This window comes from Enterococcus sp. UD-01, assembly GCF_044909655.1.
Lineage (GTDB): Bacteria > Bacillota > Bacilli > Lactobacillales > Enterococcaceae > Enterococcus_L.
On the sequence record NZ_JBIYEU010000003.1, the window covers coordinates 172,301 to 188,634 of the forward strand.

Here is a 16,334-nt window from a genome sequence, read left to right on the forward strand (position 1 = left end):
TCCTACTTTTCTTATTTACAATATACAGAATACTGTATTATGAAAAATAAGTCAAATGTATTTCGCCATTTTTTTACTTTTTTTCAATTGTGCGGATGCATTCGAGCTATTTTTCTTTGCGAAAGCAAAGCTGCCATGCTGTTTCCAGCATGACAGTCTGTATTATTTTTTAGCTTTAAATTTTTGAAACTTCAATTTGAGCGATAATCTCAGAAAGCTTTGCCAATTTTAAATATCCGGGACGTTCTTCTAAAGCATTCAACACCCCATAAGCCATACCACGTTTAATAATCGCTGTCGGCTCTTCCTGCAAATCAAGGCCTAATGCTAAGCCGGCAATCACTGAATCGCCGGAACCAATCGCATTGACGGCTTGAATTTTCGGTACCTTGGCATAATAATACTCTTCTCCCTGCTTAATAATCGCTCCGGCTGCTCCCAATGAAACCACAAGCCACGGAATTCGTTGAAAAATAGGCGCGGCCAGCTTTTCTTTTAAATCAGGCAAGTTATCGGGATCAATAGTTGTTCCTAATAAATCCGCAAGTTCATGCTCATTTGGTTTAATCAGGGTTGGCTTAATAGGCGCTTCAATACTTTCTTTAAGCGGTGCGCCTGACGTATCCAATAGAACCTGCTTGCCTTGTTCTTGGGCACAAGCTACCAGCCAGCTGTAAAAGCTTGGCTTCATTCCTGCCGGCAAACTTCCCGACAGCACGACTGTATCAACTTGTCCCAGTAAAGTTTTAAATAATGCAACGAACTGTTGCTGCTCTTCTTCACTTACAGTAGGACCAGCTTCTAGAATTTCTGTTTGCTCTGCTCCGCTAATAATCGAAATATTATTGCGGGATTCCTGCTGTATTTGATAAAAATGCTGCTCTAAGCCCTGTTCCGTCAACGAATTTTGAATAAACTCACCCGTCGTACCGCCTAGCATACCGCTGGCACACACCTGTCCTTTGACCTGATGCAGCACTCTGGAGACATTTAAGCCTTTACCGCCAGCAGTTTTTTCAATAGTTGCTACTCGATTTGTTTGACCCAGCTGGAATTCACTCAAAACATACGTAATATCCACTGAAGCATTCATTGTAACGGTTAGTATCACACGTTTTCCTCCTCAACCATCATGCATTCAAGCTGTTGATACAGTTTTAGATATTTTTCAAAGCCGCGCTTGTATACTTGAACATTCTCTTCAATTGGTTCATAAACCCGCTGCACTTTAATCGTCTTTTCTCGGGCTTGCGCATAATCTCTATAAATGCCTACGCCAATACCGGCCAACAACGCCGCTCCTAAGGTGGTCGCTGTATCAGAAGAAGGTACCCTGATGGTTTTATTTGTCACATCTGCTTTAATTTGCATAAAGACTTCTGAATTGGCAGAACCGCCCATTGCCCACAGCTCTTCCACTTTAGCACCTGTATTTTCGGCAAGTACCAGATTGTGTTGTAAGGAATACGCAACGCCCTCCTGCGAAGCACGAATCATATGCGCACGTGTTTTAGTGAATTCAAAGCCATAATAAACTCCTTTTGCATAAGGATTCCAAATTGGCGAACGCTCTCCCTTCATATAGGGTAAAAAGATTACTCCATCAGAGCCGGCTGAAATCGATGCGGATAATTGATCCATTTCATAATAAGCATTGGTGCCATGATATTGCGCATTGGTTTTTTCTTCAAAACAGAAATTATTTTTCACCCAGTCAATCACACCACCGCCGCCGACTGTACCGCCCTGCAGCAGCCAATGTCCCGGAACAACATGATAACCCATGATTAAACTAGGATCAGCCACATATTCCTTCAAGCAAATGCTCATTCCTTCTGCTTGTCCGCCTTGCTCCTGTGTTTCGCCGTGAGCAATCACACCCACACCTAAAGCGCCGCACGCCGCATCCAAGCCGCCAGCAACTACCGGAATGCCCTCACCTAGCCAAGTTTCAGCAGAAGCTTTGGCAGAAACCTTCCCTACGACTTCATCACTGTTATAAATCGGCGGTAAAAGGTCGGGAGAAATGCCAAACAGCTGACACATTTCCTCGCTCCATTCACCTTTCCTCATATCAAAGCAATGCATGCCGTAGCCTTGTGAAATATCCTGTGTTTTCGCGCCGGTCAGCTTGTAGACAATATAGCTGTTTGCCTGCAGCACCTGATCGATTTTGGCATAAACTTCTGGCTCATTTTCCTTTAGCCAAAGTAATTTTGGCAAGCTATACGTCGGTTCAAAAGAATTGCCGCTCACCTCAAAAATTTTCTCTTCGCCAATTTCAGACTTCACTTTTTCGCAAAGAGCAGCGGCACGTGTGTCCATCCAAATAGGATTGTTGTAGACCACGTTGCCGTCTTTATCGATTGGAATCATCGACCAGCCCTGCCCGTCAATCCCGATCCCGCGAATCGCTTTGTCTGCCATTGCTTGATGTCCTAATATTTTCTTAGTTGCAGCACAAACTGCCTGCCACCATTCATTAGGATCTTGTTCCACCCAGCCAGCTTCCGGATAATAAACAGGATACTTTTCTGTTACAGAAACCAAAACGGTGCCGTCTGTCAGAAACGCAGTCAGCTTACAGCTTGATGTACCGATATCAATACCTAACAAGGCATCTTTCATTACTCTTCACCTCCAATTTCGTAGAGTGCTTTAATGTGTTTTGAATTTTTTTCGGTTAAAGCGTAAAACGGCTCAGCTGCATCCGTTAGATGATAAACACCGGTAATCAAAGGGCGTAAATGAATCATACCCCGCTCTATAAAATCTAAGGCTGTCGCCCATTCATAGCCGGGAAATGGTGCAGAATAAGACATCATAGAACCGGTAACAATCAATTCCTTTCTAAAAATTTGTTCAAATTCTTTGGGCTTGAAAAGAACATCCCGATGGCTGGTACCGACATAGATGACCTTGCCTTTCTTTTTCGTCACAGTAATCGCTTGAACCTGCGTTGTCGGATGACCGGCCGTTTCATAGACAGCAGTCGGCTGGGCATGCTCGCTAAAATAGGCAATTAAGTCAACCTTGCTGGGGTTTAAGCCCACATCAGCGCCAAAAGCTTTGGCAAATTCTAAGCGCTGATCATTTACGTCTATCATAATAATTTGTCCTACTCCTTTAGCTCTTAAAGCAGTCAGTACCATTAAGCCAATCGTACCAGCTCCAAAAACAACACAGGTTTCACCCGCTTTTAACGGCAATCGTTCCACTGCATGTAATCCCACAGTAAATGGTTCGATCAGCGCAGCTTCTTTTAGACTAACTTGATCCGGCACCTTATTAATATTTTGAGCTGGAACAGCTACATATTCAGCAAAGGCTCCCGGCTGATGTGAACCGATGAAGCCATAATTTTCACACATTTGCGGTTGTCCGGATAAACAAAACTCACATTTTCCACAAACTGTTAGAGGCGCGGCAATCACACGTTCACCGACTGCAACAGAGGAAACCTTTTGTCCTACCTCGGCTATTGTGCCGGAGAATTCATGTCCTAAAATTTGCGGAAATTGGTGAACTGCACCTTCAAAATAACGCGGTAAATCAGAACCGCAAACACCACAAAACGCGACTTTGATTAACACTTCATCATCTTTAATTTGCGGTTTAGCTACCTCAGCCAGTTCCATTTTTTCTTTGTCTTTCACTAATAAAGCTTTCATTGCTATATTCCTCCTTATAAATCAACTGCTTTTACACTAACCGCCAATACCCACTAACTCTGATATTTTGACAATTACCCAAAGCAAAAGATTGCCGCCTTCATCCCAGCAGTTTACTAAGACATCTTTGGCCACACTTCCGTTTAAAACATTCGTAAGATCTGCTGCTCCTGTAGTCAGCGCTGCAAGCTGAGTCGCGACTAACGTTGTTGGAATGATCCAGATTGTCGTTAAAATAACATTGTAAATAATATTTCCTTTAGTGTACGGCGCCATTCCGCCAATCCAATAAGGCAAGGCTGCCAGACTGGCTACCGGTAAAAAGTTATTTCCAGGTAAAAAGGCAGAAAGAAAAATAGCAATTGGATACATAATGACTACTGTAGACATCACAGACGGATCTGATAAGAGCATCACCGGGTCAACGGCAATATTTAATTTACGTCCCTTGAACCGTTCCTTCATAAAAGTCGATAAATTCGCTGTAATTGGCAAAATACCATCCGCCACGAACTGCAGCATAGCCGGTAAAATAACTAAAATCGCAGCCAATTTAATGGCTAATTGAATAATTGCCGCAACCTCAATGCCACTTACAATTCCGATAACAATTCCTAACAAGGCGCCAATAACACTATTTTCACCCAACAACCCAAATTTTTCTTTTAAATCAGCTGAAGAAGCTTTGACTTTATTTAAGCCGGGAATTACATTGATAATTTTCATCATGAAAAAGGCGAAGGTTGCCGGAAAGGTTGCTGAAGGTGCTGGAATCGTAACACCGTCCAGCTTATTGAATTCCTGAAACTTTTCTGCATGAAAATCCGCTAAAAACATCGATAAAACCAATGTGCCAACACCTACAGCAATTCCCAGCCATAAGTTGCCGGTAAACGCCCAGAACATAACGCCTAGCGCTTCACCATGCCAGATATTCCACATATCCACCCACAAAGTAGACGTCCACTTTAAAGAGACAAACAATAGATTCACCAGAATAATCCCCAATATGACCCAAGGTACGCCCGGCCAGCTCCAAGCAGCTGTAACACTGCCATAACCGATATCAACAATGGAAAAGTCCGTATTCAGACGTGTAGATAACGCCTTAGTGACCGGCTGCATTGCTTGAACCGAAAAATCAGTAATTAAATTCAGTCCTGTCAAACCAATCCCAATTAACAATGCACTGGTAATACTGGTCTTCAACCCAGCTCGACTCGCCAAACCTATCATTAACATTACAATTGGCACAAAGTACGTACCTCCTAAGCCGATAAACCAATCAATCGCATTTTTTAAAATATCCATTCATTCTTTCCTCCTTTGTAAGCGTTTGCTTTTTGTACCAAAAAATATAATGATACATGACTTCCTTTCTCCCTGACCATTATCAATTATACTCCTCCCTCTTATTACGATATCCCTTTATTCAATATACAGGATACTGTATTATGTAAAAATAGTCAACACAATTTTTATTAAAAAGGTTGGCTACATCATTTAGACGTGTTATATTTAATTTTGACTTGATCTCAGGTAAAATTGAATATAAATGAATCGTTTGTTAGAATTATAAAAGAAGCTATATCAAAGGTAGGTGGCAAAACCGCATGTATTTAAGTCAAAAAGGACGTACTCAGCAAAAGCTTGCTGAAATTCTTTTATCCTGCAAAATCGGCAGTCAAATCCCAACTTTCAGTGAATTACATAAACAACTTAGCGTAGGTACAGGTACTATTCAAAGTGCTATGAAAGAATTTGAACAAAACGGCATTATTCGATTACAGGCTCAGCCGCGTTATGGTACCATTTTAGAATATAAAGATATCAAACAGCTTTGGGGATTTTTACCCAACCGACATTTAGTCGGCCTGTTTCCGGAACCGCTTAGCTTAGAAATGCGCGGACTTGCAATGGGTATCCGAACGGCCTTAAATGACTTTAATATCCCGCTGGTTATTGTTTATGGATATGGGTCTAAAGTTCGTTTCGACCGGATATTAGAAAATGATGCGCCGGAAGATTTTGTCATCTCATCTTTAGCTTCAGCAAAGGATCGCCAAGAAAGCTCCTCTGATTTAGAGATTGCTTTACATTTCAAAGAACACTCTTTCTACGATAATCACAGTCTTATGCTATTGGAAAATAAAGCCAGCAACACTTCGGCAAATGCCAGTTTACGTGTTGGTATTGACCCGAATTCCTATGATCAGGCGGAACTAACACGAAAAATTTATCCGAATGCCAATTATGTAGAGGTAAAATATGCGGATATTCCTTTTGAAGTCTTAAATAATTCCATTGATTGTGCGGTTTGGCACCGGACCATTCAGCAACGCTTCTTTTCCGAATCATTGATCCACACAGAAAAAATCACACAAGCAATGTCTAAAGAGATCAATTTATCTGAGGTTTGCGAGGCGGTTCTTACGATTAATCAACAAAATAAACTAGTCGCTGATCTTCTTAGCCACATTGATATTAATAAGGTCATTCGCATTCAAAAAGAAGTACTGAATAATCAACTCGAAGCGATTTTTTAACGGAATAAATGAACCTAAAAAAACGAATGCCAAAAAGCATTCGTTTTTTATTGTTATAGAGTAACCAGAAGTTAGCTCTTCTCTATTTACAGCTTCTCCCCATTGCTTCGAATAACCTCTTTATACCAATCAAAGGATTTCTTTTTATAACGCTTCAGCGTGCCGTTTCCTTGGTCATCCATATCTACGTAAATAAAACCATAACGTTTTTTCATTTCACCAGTTCCAGCTGAAACCAGATCAATACAGCCCCAGGGAGTATAGCCAATCAAGTCAACGCCATCCAGCTCGACAGCTTCTTTCATACATTGAATATGCTTCGCAAAATAATCGATGCGATAATCATCTTCGACTGTTCCAGCCACTGTCAATTCATCCACCGCACCAAAGCCGTTCTCCACAATAAATAACGGAACATGATAACGCTCGTACATTTGAACCAGTGAAATCCGTAAGCCTAATGGATCAATAGCCCAGCCCCATTCAGATTCGTTCAGATACGGATTTTTAACTGCCGGTACTTGGTTGCCGCCAACATATTTCGCATTTTCCGGATCTGCCGTAGAAGCCGTTGACATATAATAGCTAAAGCCGATGAAATCAACCGTTCCTTTGGCAATCCAGTCATCGTCTCCTGCTTCTTTGTGAATGGTAATGCCTTCGCGCTCATATTTTTTTAGCTGATGCTCTGGATAGTACCCCTTCACTTGAACATCCATGTAGAATTCCTGTTGACGATTGTACTCGATCGCTGCCCAGACATCTTCTGGTTTGCTGGTCATTGGATAGCTTGGAATATACGCCACCATCATCCCGATTTGATTTTCCGGATTGATGCTGTGGCCCAACTCAACTGCTTTAGCGCTTGCCACGAACAAGTGATGAGCTGCTTGAAATTTACTTTGTGGCGTACTGTTATGGATACCGATTTGCGTCCAGCTTCTCAGAAAATTAATTTCATTAAACGTCATCCAATACTTCACTTTGCCTTTATAGCGTTTAAAAATAGTTTCACAAAAGAACAAGAAATAATCAATTACGTTGCGATCGGACCAGCCATCATACGTATCCGCCAAATACATTGGAATATCGAAGTGATTAATGGTCACTACCGGCTCAATATTATATTTTAGCAGCTCATCAATCACTCGATCGTAAAATGCCAGCCCTTCTTCGTTGATTTCCTTCAATCCCTTTGGACAAACACGCGCCCACGAAATTGAAAAACGGAAGCAATTAAAACCCATTTCCGCAAATAAAGCGATATCTTCTTTATAATGATGATAAAAATCTGTTGCTACATGACTGGGGTAATACTGCTCAGGATCAACATAGCCCACTGCTCCTTCTGGCAAGCTCGATTCACGAGTGACCTGCTGCACTTCCCCTTCTTTTGTTTTAAACGTAATCATACGGGGCTGATCCTTACTGCCGCCGGTAATGGCATCTAAGGTGCTTAAGCCTTTCCCGCCGGCTAAATAGCCGCCTTCATATTGATTGGCTGCAGTCGCACCGCCCCATAAAAAATTCTGTGGAAATCCCATTGTTCGTTTTCCTCTCTTTCTTTGTCACTGCTGATTGAAAGGACTTCTTTTCTCTGACAAAATCGTGTCCCCAGTGAGAAAGAAATCCTTTCATGTATTGCTATTTTAGTAGCTGGGTTTCAGCTTTATTTCACCCATTTACCAGCTTCTTCATCTACTAATAACGTTAGATTAGGATGCATTTTTAAGATGCTGGCTGGAATTTTTTCATCCACTCCGCCTTCCAAAAAGGTCCGAATAATCTCCGCTTTATGCGCGCCACAAGCGGCCAAAATTAAATGCTTCGCGTTCATAATGCTTCTTGGCCCCATCGTTACGTAGCTTTCAGGTACGTCGTTTTCATCATTAAACAAGCGGCCAATTCTCTGCTTCATTTTTTCATCGCAGGCAACCTCGGTCGTTAAATCTGAAAATTTAGTCGTTCCCGGTAAATTTCCGCAATAATGACCATCTGCTCCGATCCCTAATAAAATCGCATCTAAACCGCCAGCTACTTTGATTCGTTCATCCTGCGTTGGATAATTTTTTTCGTCCAGTTTATGGATCTTTTCTTCCGCAATTTGAGCTGGATTGAAGTAAAGCGTTCTTAAATCCGTCATCGTAATTCCTTCATCATCTGACAACTTATGCGGAATTTCATCAAAATTGTAATAGTGCACATTGGTTAAATACGCTCGCTCCTTCACGCGAGGTACCAGCTGTTCATAAATGCCAATTGGCGTTGTACCGGCTGTAATAGCTAGATTCACCCGGTCATCCGTTTTCAGCATTTCTGTTAATAATAGCTCGACTCCGACTTGATTAAATTCTTCCATTGATGTTGTTTTGATAATTCTCATTTAAATTCCTCCTGTCGTTTTGGGTAATTTCTCTACTTACGCTTGTTCACTTACTAATGCTTGTGCCATACTCTGAGATTTTTCCGGTACGACATTAATCATCATGTCACCGGCACGTACTTCTTTTTGCTGATCTACTTCTAATACGGCTAAATAAGCATCACTATTAGTTATAACCACAATCACAGATGGATCATAGCCCTTTTCCTCCAATAGCTGACGATCTACTTTCAACAACGGTGTACCCACGGTTACTTGATCACCTTCTTTACATAACGCTGTAAAGCCTTGTCCTTCCAGCTCAACCGTATCAATACCTACATGAATTAAAACTTCAACGCCCTCCTGACTGCGCAAGCCAATCGCATGCTTGGTTTTAAATACAACCTGCACCACGCCGTTTACCGGTGAAACAATTTCATCCTGTGTAGCCAAAATCGCGTTTCCTTTGCCCATTAAGCCTTTTGAAAAGGCTGGATCGTTCACATCACTTAATGGATAAACCGTACCAGCTGCCGGCGAATGAATCACATATGCCTCTGCTTCGCCCTGTTCTGTGTCCATAACCACCTCTGCTTCATTCACTTTAAAGAAACTTTTCGCTAAGAAAAGAGTGATAACGAAGGTACTAACAATAGAAACAACCATTCCAAGTAAAAAGCCCATTGCTGTATCGTTCAAATAAACCGGCAGTGACAAGATACTTGGCATAACCATTGCCAGCGCCTTCCCACCTAAAACAGCGCCGACCGCACCGCCGATACCGCCGCCAAGCGAAGCTCCAATAAAGGCCGCACGATATTTCACTAAAATACCGTATAACGCCGGCTCTGTAATACCTAAATAACCGGATACTGTTGAAGACAGCGCAACTTGTTTCATCTTCTTATCCTTGATGACCAAATAAATAGCCAATGCTGCAGTTGCCTGCGCCATAGTACTCATAAAGTTCATACTGGACAGTGTTGAATAGCCGTAAGTGGAAATCTGTTGCTGTGTCAACGGACGAATCGCATGGTGCATGCCCATTAAAACCAACAGTGGACGACTGCCGGCAATCACAAAGCCAGCTAAAAGCGGAGAAAAATTAATCAGACTTTCAATGCCAAGTGCCACATATTCTCCGGCATAATACCCTAGCGGCGCTAAAACAGACAGCATAATCGGTACCACAATCATCAATGTAAGTAAGGGTGTGAAAATAACAGTCACCATATCGGGAATGTATTTTTCTAAAAAGCGGTACACATAGCTTAATAACCAAACAGATAAAATAATCGGAATGATTGAGCTGCTATAATTTACGACCAAAATAGGAATAAAGCCTAGAAATTTATAATTAGTGATCGCACCTTCAGTCGCCGCCGCAATCAATGACGGATACATCAAAACACCAGCCAAGGTCAAAGCCATATAATCGTTGGTTTTGAACTTTCTCGCACTACTGACTGCCAGCAGGAACGGGAAGAAATAAAACATCGCATCTGACATGATTGTTAAAATAATGGCAGTATCTCCTTGACCATCAAGCAGTTTAAATGAAGTTAGTGCAAATAAAAACCCTTTTAACATCCCACCGCCGACAATTGGTGCCAAGCTAGGAATCAAAATAGCAGAAATAGTGTTTAACAAACGGTTGATTAAGCTTTGATCGTTATCCTTTTCCACGACCTGTTCCATTGATAGGTTGGGATATTGACGGATAATTTCCTGATAAACCTTACCGACCTTTCCGCCCACAACGACTTGATATTGTCCGCCTTTTCTTTGAACACTAATGACATCCGGCATTGCTTCCAGTTCTTTCGTTTGAGCAACAGATTCATCCTTTAGTTGAAATCTAAGTCGCGTAACACAATGGGTTAACCCAACAACGTTATCCACGCCGCCCACTAGTTCAACAATTTTTTGAGCAAGTTCTTTCATTTTTCGATCCTTCTTTCTATTTTTTAGATATAAAAAACCTGATAATGCACAAAAAAGAGCCTGTCTTTTTGTACACTATCAGGTTATGCCAGCCAAACTGTAACGAAGCCTGTATTCGTGCGTGATTATTCAATTTGCAGTAAGCGCGTTAAATGTAGCGTCAGGTACAAGTTTTCATCAATATTCGCTTTGGTATGGTACCGATCCTCTAAATATTGACTGATAATAACACTCATTTTAAAGGCTTTCGGGTACTTCTTTTGAACCATTGTCACAATTTCCTGATTACTGGAATTAGCGGTTTTCTTTTGTTCCTTAATGCGGATTACATAATAGCGTAAATGATTTAAAAAGCGCTGATAATCCACGGACTGCTCATCCAAATCTACTTGAAACTGATATTGAATCATTTTGGAAATGTCTTTCATAATTTCCATGTATTCCATTGTTGCAGCCATTGATTGATGCTCATACTCATAATTAATAAAATGCAAAGCGATAAATACTGCTTCAGAATCCGGCAGCAGCATTTGCTTTTCCTGCTGAATAAGCGCTAATGCTTTTTTACCAATTTCTATTTCAGTGCGATAAAACTGCTTCACTTCCCACTCCAGCGGACTTTTTATCGTAATGGCTTCTTTGTAGCGCTGAAAAGCTAGATTTAAATGATCTAACAGGCTAAAGATAATCCCGGACGGAAGCTTTTTGCCTAACTGTTCTTCTCCTAAACGTACAATCGCTTCTACTAGCTGCACATCCTCAAGTGAAGAATCCGTTAAAACAGCGGCCATCTTGGATACGCTCAGATTCTCAGAGGGAAGAAAGGTTTGCTGGATTTTGTTCGTATCGATCACATCGTCAGGATAGACCTGAAAACCAATGCCTTTGCCAATTAAGATCAGCTCATCTGTCTGATCCTCTTCGGCGCAAGCCAAGACGACATTGTTATTTATCCTTTTTTTAACAAGCACTCCATTCACCTCTTTTTTAGTTACGAAAAAACCATAGCATAAGTTAAAACAATAAATAAAGCTACTTATTGCATTGACTTATACTATGGTTATGCCTGATCGTATCAGTAACAATTCCATTACACTTGTTAATATAGCATTATAAGTAAACGCTGTCAATCGGATTTTTAAAATTATTTTATTATTTATTTTTCAGATTAAAAGAGGCAAACACATGCTACCTGCGGTCTGCCCCAAACTTCTGCCTGATACCTATCCCTGCTCCCGTTCTTTATCCAGCGCATCCAGATCCACTACACGGAAAAACGGCCAATAAAGAGCGGCGCTCACTAAAATCTGTACAATGTTCAACAAGGCGCCTTTCCAGCCTGAAATTAAAAAACCGGCCAATATAGGTGGTGTTGTCCAAGGAATCTGCAAACCATTCGTTATAGGAACCAAGCCTAGTTTCATCGCAAAATAGCCCAGCGTACACATGATTAAAGGAGCCAAAATGAACGGCAGCATCATGATCGGATTTAACACAATCGGCACGCCAAAAATCAACGGCTCATTAATATTAAAAATAGAAGGAATAATCGCTAATCTCCCCAATGTTTTATACTGCGTCGATTTAGCAAGAAACAGACAGGCAAGCGCCAGACCAATCGTCGCGCTGGAACCGCCGAGCTTGATAAAATTATTGTAAAATTGATAGTTTACTATGTGAGGCAACGCTTTGCCGGCTGCAAAGGCTTGCGCATTTTCAGTAGCTAACGCAATCCAAATCGGCTGCATTACCGCTAAAACAATATTAGAACCATGAATCCCCAATACCCACAGACTAGCTTCAATCAGTAAAATCAGAATAGTCGCTGGATAAGAGCTTCCCAAGGATAATAATGGTGTCTGCAGATTATCAAAAATGAAGTTTTGAATACTGCCATAAGCAGTTAACGCAAAAAGAACGCGAATAACAGCAAAAAGAATAATCACAATAAATCCTGGAATTAAAGCTGAAAATGATTTAGAAACATTTTCCGGAACAGAATCCGGCATTTTTATTACTAAATTTTTTTGGACACTCCAGCGAAAAACTTCAGTAGCAATAATCGCTACGATCATTCCTACAAACAACCCACTTGCTCCTAAATTATTTAAAGAAATAGACAGCGTGCCTTCTTCTAATGAAAATAATTCAGTTACTGTTAGAAAACTGGCTAAAGAAATGACAACACTGGAAATGCCATCTACTTGATAATACTTGGCCAAATCATAAGACATGCCGATAATAACAAAAAAAGTCATACAGCCCATCGTTACGTTGTTAATTTGGATCAGCGTCGCATCCCAGCCTTCACCAAACAGCTGCTGCATAAAATTCTGATAGCTTTCAGAGGGTATTTGAGAAAAAAGTAAAAACATTGAACCAATAATTAATAAGGGCATTACTAAAAAGAAGCCTGATTTTATAGCTGATAAATAACGATTTCGATCCAACTTTTCTGCTAACGGCAACATAATTTGTTCAAATTTTTCCATGGCTCTACCTCAATTCATAGTTATTTTTTCGTTAACCTTAAAATAAAAGCGCTTACATTCGTTGCGTAAAAAAATAAACCTTCTTTCTAATAGTATAATAATCTCCCGTTACATTTTCATCTACATTTGTTACGATTTGAACATTGTTTTAAGTAAAGGGCGAAATATCGCTATTTTTTTTGAACAGTATTCTTTTATTCTTTAATAACTATTAACAGCTTTTTCATTCAAACAAGCTATTGACAGCGCTTTCCTTATCAAGTATATTTGAGTTGTTAGAAGGATAGTGATTATTAAGTTAAGCTAAACCTAAACAATTCCCTTAGCGGGTTTGTTTAGGTTTTTTTCTATTCAAAAGCTCTTTCAGACGAGGAAATTGGGGGTTAATCATTATGAAAGTTCTAAAGGTTTTAAATAACAATGTCGTGATTGCCGTAAGTGAAGAATGTGAAGAAATTGTCTTAATGGGAAATGGTCTAGGCTTCCAAATGAAAAACGGCTCCCGGGTTGACTCGTCAAAAATTGAAAAAGTATTCAAGCTGGAAAATCAAGTAGAAGCAGAACAAATCGAAAAGCTCTTCACTGAAATTCCCGAAGACATTATTAAGATTTCCTACGAAATTTTAGCTCATGCCCAGCAGTCACTGAAAAAGGAATTAAATAAATCCTCTTTTTTGGCGATTGCCGATCATCTGCATTCCGCTATTTTACGAGAACAAAAAAATATTCCCGTTAAAAATTTTTTATTGTGGGATATTAAACGTTTTTTCCCAAAGGAGCTGGCAATTGCACGTAAAGCCATTCAACTGGTAAATCAGCAGCTGCAGGTACATTTAACGGATGATGAAGCCGGTTTTCTAGCCCTACATATTACCAATGCCGGTATTGACAGTAATCATGAAGATGCCGTCAGCCTTACTCAGCTGATCGAAGAGATTTTAACCGTTATAAAATATACACTTAAAATGAATTTCGTAGAAAATGATATATATTTTCAGCGTTTCATTACACATCTAAAATTCTTTTCTGAACGCGTACTAAACAATCAAGCAACGAAAGAACCCGATGATCAACTAGAAAATGAACTTTACCTGCTGATAACCAAGCAGTACCCGGAAGCATTTGAGGTCACTAAAAAGGTGTCCGAATTATTAAAAACACGGCGCAACTATACGATTTCAAAGGACGAACAGGTGTATATCACCATTCATTTAGCTCGAATCATTGAAAAAACAAGGTGTTAAGAGATTACTCTCTTGCGATAATTTCACGACGAAAGGAGCGGCGAAGACGTTTGCCTCTGGAAAAGGTCAGGATCGTGACATTAAGTTGGCGAAACCTCTAAATAAAAATAACAATACATTTGGAGGAATGAAACATGGGTAAATACGAAGAACTTGCAAAAAAGATTGTCAAGGAAGTCGGCGGTAAAGAAAATGTCAATTCGTTAACAAACTGTATTACGCGTCTCCGTTTTAAGCTGAAAGACGAAAGCAAAGCGAATACAGAGGTACTGAAAAACATGGATGGCGTAGTAACAGTTATGCAGGCCGGCGGACAATATCAAGTTGTCATTGGCAATCATGTGCCTGATGTTCGTAAAGATGTGGATGCAGTTCTTGGCGTGTTGGAGCCGGTTGCTGATGAAGGACCGAAAGGCAATTTATTTGATCGTTTCGTTGATATGATTTCAGGTATTTTCCAGCCAATCTTGGCACCATTATCAGCGGCTGGTATGTTGAAAGGGGTAAATGCCATTTTGGCTTTTGCACTTGGCAGCAGCTTTTCCGGCAGCTCTACCTACGCTGTCTTTAATGCGATGGGCGATGGACTCTTCTTATTTCTACCAATTTTCATTGGCTATACGGCGATGAAAAAATTTGGCGGTTCACCATTTTTAGGGATGATGATTGCTTCAAGCTTAGTGTATACCGGCTTTATTGATGGATCAGCCACAACGACTTTTGCGGAAGCGGGCGGACTGAATTTCTTTGGGATTCCGTTTTCCATACCGGCTGCAGGTTACGGCTCCACAGTGATGCCGATCATTGCGGCAACAGCCTTTAGTGCGTTTCTGGAAAAACAATTAAGAAAAATTATTCCGGATGTTGTGAAATTATTCTTAGTACCATTTTTTACCGCTTTAATTGCGATTCCATTAACCTTCTTAGTCATTGGTCCTGTCATGAATGTTGTTGCTGACGGCTTAGGAAACGGCTTACTGGCGGTTCAAGCGTTCAACCCGATTATCTTCGGTGCGATTGTCGGCTTTACTTGGCAGATTCTGGTCATGTTCGGTATGCATTGGGCCTTGATTCCATTTGTGATTATTTCCTTGTCTCAAGGTCAGCCTACTTCACTTTTAACAGGCTCAGGTAGTGTTTCCTTTGCTCAAACCGGTGCGGTACTTGCCGTTATGCTAAAAACGAAAAATTTACGCTTAAAAGAGCTGGCGATTCCAGCCTTTATTTCAGGAATCTTTGGTGTAACTGAACCCGCAATTTACGGGATTACTTTACCGAAGAAAAAACCATTTTGGGCTTCTTGTATTGTCGGTGGTGTAACGGGTGCAATCGCTATGGGTCTAGGGATTCAAGCTTATCAAATGGGCGGCTTAGGGATTTTCAGATATACAGGAACCATTGCTCCAGACGGAAACATGAGATTTGCCATTTATAACATGATTTTGGATGCGGCAGCCCTTTGTGCAGGCTTTGCTCTTGCGTGGGCGTTAGGCTTTAAAGACGATGAGCCTACTGTGGCACTATCAAAGGAAGAAGCCAAACTAGCTGCTACAGGGCAACAAAAGAAATTAGCGAAGGATGAAGTTTTTTCTCCAATTGCCGGTAATGTGTTGCCGCTAAGTGAAGCAAGAGATGCTGCCTTTTCAGAAGGAATTATGGGCAAAGGACTAGTCATTGAACCTGCAAACGGCGATATTATAGCTCCATTTGACGGTACAGTGATGACTCTGTTCCCGACGAACCACGCCATTGGTTTAATTTCAGAAAATGGTACAGAGGTATTGATTCATATCGGTATTGATACTGTTCAGCTGGAAGGAGAAGGTTTTGAAGCCTTCGTTGAACAAAATGCTGTCGTGAAGAAAGGGGATAAGCTGGTACATTTTGATGTTCAAGCAATTGAAGAAGCCGGCTATAATACTCAGGTACCGATTATTGTGACTAATACGGCAGATTATGCGGATGTCATCGCTACTGCTGAACCCTCTGTAAAACCAGGGGATGTACTGATTACCACTGTTATTGCGAATTAATTGAGAAAGTGTGTCAAAAGTTAAAAAACAAGCTACACA

General features: G+C 40.8%; 12 protein-coding genes. 3 read left to right on the forward strand and 9 right to left on the reverse strand.

Translation table 11 applies throughout. The annotated features are described in order from the left end of the window. Nucleotides 1-175 precede the first annotated feature (175 nt). Genes ABH902_RS04500 through ABH902_RS04515 form a run of 4 tightly spaced genes read right to left on the reverse strand, consistent with a single transcriptional unit; the run spans nt 176 to nt 4,982 of the window. The gene (locus tag ABH902_RS04500) at nt 176-1,111 is read right to left on the reverse strand and encodes a hexose kinase (protein WP_404589356.1); all 936 of its coding nucleotides are present in this window, start codon (nt 1,109-1,111) and stop codon (nt 176-178) included. After that, nucleotides 1,108-2,628 carry an FGGY-family carbohydrate kinase gene (locus ABH902_RS04505; RefSeq protein ID WP_404589357.1) on the reverse strand — a complete coding sequence of 507 codons (1,521 nt, stop codon included), beginning with the start codon at nt 2,626-2,628 and terminating at the stop codon, nt 1,108-1,110. The genes ABH902_RS04500 and ABH902_RS04505 overlap by 4 nt, the downstream gene beginning before the upstream one ends. Further along, on the reverse strand, nt 2,628-3,671 hold the full coding sequence (locus ABH902_RS04510; RefSeq protein WP_404589358.1) for a galactitol-1-phosphate 5-dehydrogenase: 1,044 nt from the start codon (nt 3,669-3,671) through the stop codon (nt 2,628-2,630). Before ABH902_RS04510 ends, ABH902_RS04505 begins: the two co-directional genes overlap by 1 nt. 36 nt (nt 3,672-3,707) lie before the next feature. Continuing rightward, complete coding sequence (locus tag ABH902_RS04515) at nt 3,708-4,982, reverse strand: PTS transporter subunit IIC (RefSeq protein ID WP_404589359.1); 1,275 nt, start codon at nt 4,980-4,982, stop codon at nt 3,708-3,710. A 302-nt stretch (nt 4,983-5,284) separates the two neighbouring features. Here ABH902_RS04515 and ABH902_RS04520 point away from each other — a divergent pair, with 302 nt between their 5' ends. Beyond that, nucleotides 5,285-6,217, forward strand: a complete 933-nt coding sequence (locus ABH902_RS04520; protein ID WP_404589360.1) for a YhfZ family protein — start codon at nt 5,285-5,287, stop codon at nt 6,215-6,217. 86 nt (nt 6,218-6,303) lie between these two features. Here ABH902_RS04520 and ABH902_RS04525 read toward each other — a convergent pair whose 3' ends face one another. The 5 genes from ABH902_RS04525 to celB form a co-directional block, all read right to left on the reverse strand. Continuing rightward, entirely contained in the window at nt 6,304-7,761 is a 1,458-nt protein-coding gene (locus ABH902_RS04525; protein WP_404589361.1) for a glycoside hydrolase family 1 protein, read from the reverse strand. A 125-nt stretch (nt 7,762-7,886) separates the two neighbouring features. Beyond that, nucleotides 7,887-8,600 carry a glucosamine-6-phosphate deaminase gene (locus ABH902_RS04530; RefSeq protein ID WP_404589362.1) on the reverse strand — a complete coding sequence of 238 codons (714 nt, stop codon included), beginning with the start codon at nt 8,598-8,600 and terminating at the stop codon, nt 7,887-7,889. Nucleotides 8,601-8,636: 36 nt separating this feature from the next. Further along, nucleotides 8,637-10,526, reverse strand: coding sequence for a beta-glucoside-specific PTS transporter subunit IIABC (locus tag ABH902_RS04535; protein WP_404589363.1), 1,890 nt, complete (start codon nt 10,524-10,526; stop codon nt 8,637-8,639). A gap of 125 nt (nt 10,527-10,651) precedes the next feature. Further along, nucleotides 10,652-11,497 carry a PRD domain-containing protein gene (locus tag ABH902_RS04540; RefSeq protein ID WP_404589364.1) on the reverse strand — a complete coding sequence of 282 codons (846 nt, stop codon included), beginning with the start codon at nt 11,495-11,497 and terminating at the stop codon, nt 10,652-10,654. Between the two features lie 252 nt (nt 11,498-11,749). Next, entirely contained in the window at nt 11,750-13,018 is a 1,269-nt protein-coding gene (celB, locus tag ABH902_RS04545; RefSeq protein ID WP_404589365.1) for a PTS cellobiose transporter subunit IIC, read from the reverse strand. A gap of 392 nt (nt 13,019-13,410) precedes the next feature. On the opposite strand from celB, the gene licT reads away from it, so the two are divergent. Both licT and ABH902_RS04555 read left to right on the forward strand, forming a co-directional pair. Beyond that, entirely contained in the window at nt 13,411-14,262 is an 852-nt protein-coding gene (licT, locus tag ABH902_RS04550; protein WP_404589366.1) for a BglG family transcription antiterminator LicT, read from the forward strand. 134 nt (nt 14,263-14,396) lie between these two features. Beyond that, the gene (locus ABH902_RS04555) at nt 14,397-16,295 is read left to right on the forward strand and encodes a beta-glucoside-specific PTS transporter subunit IIABC (RefSeq protein ID WP_404589367.1); all 1,899 of its coding nucleotides are present in this window, start codon (nt 14,397-14,399) and stop codon (nt 16,293-16,295) included. Nucleotides 16,296-16,334 lie beyond the last annotated feature (39 nt).

Bases quoted from the DNA above. Each gene is read 5' to 3' on its own strand.
- ABH902_RS04505 (WP_404589357.1), bottom strand. From the start codon at position 2,628: ATGAAAGATGCCTTGTTAGGTATTGATATCGGTACATCAAGCTGTAAG.
- ABH902_RS04510 (WP_404589358.1), bottom strand. From the start codon at position 3,671: ATGAAAGCTTTATTAGTGAAAGACAAAGAAAAAATGGAACTGGCTGAG.
- ABH902_RS04515 (WP_404589359.1), bottom strand. From the start codon at position 4,982: ATGGATATTTTAAAAAATGCGATTGATTGGTTTATCGGCTTAGGAGGT.
- ABH902_RS04520 (WP_404589360.1), top strand. From the start codon at position 5,285: ATGTATTTAAGTCAAAAAGGACGTACTCAGCAAAAGCTTGCTGAAATT.
- ABH902_RS04525 (WP_404589361.1), bottom strand. From the start codon at position 7,761: ATGGGATTTCCACAGAATTTTTTATGGGGCGGTGCGACTGCAGCCAAT.
- ABH902_RS04530 (WP_404589362.1), bottom strand. From the start codon at position 8,600: ATGAGAATTATCAAAACAACATCAATGGAAGAATTTAATCAAGTCGGA.
- ABH902_RS04535 (WP_404589363.1), bottom strand. From the start codon at position 10,526: ATGAAAGAACTTGCTCAAAAAATTGTTGAACTAGTGGGCGGCGTGGAT.
- celB (WP_404589365.1), bottom strand. From the start codon at position 13,018: ATGGAAAAATTTGAACAAATTATGTTGCCGTTAGCAGAAAAGTTGGAT.
- licT (WP_404589366.1), top strand. From the start codon at position 13,411: ATGAAAGTTCTAAAGGTTTTAAATAACAATGTCGTGATTGCCGTAAGT.
- ABH902_RS04555 (WP_404589367.1), top strand. From the start codon at position 14,397: ATGGGTAAATACGAAGAACTTGCAAAAAAGATTGTCAAGGAAGTCGGC.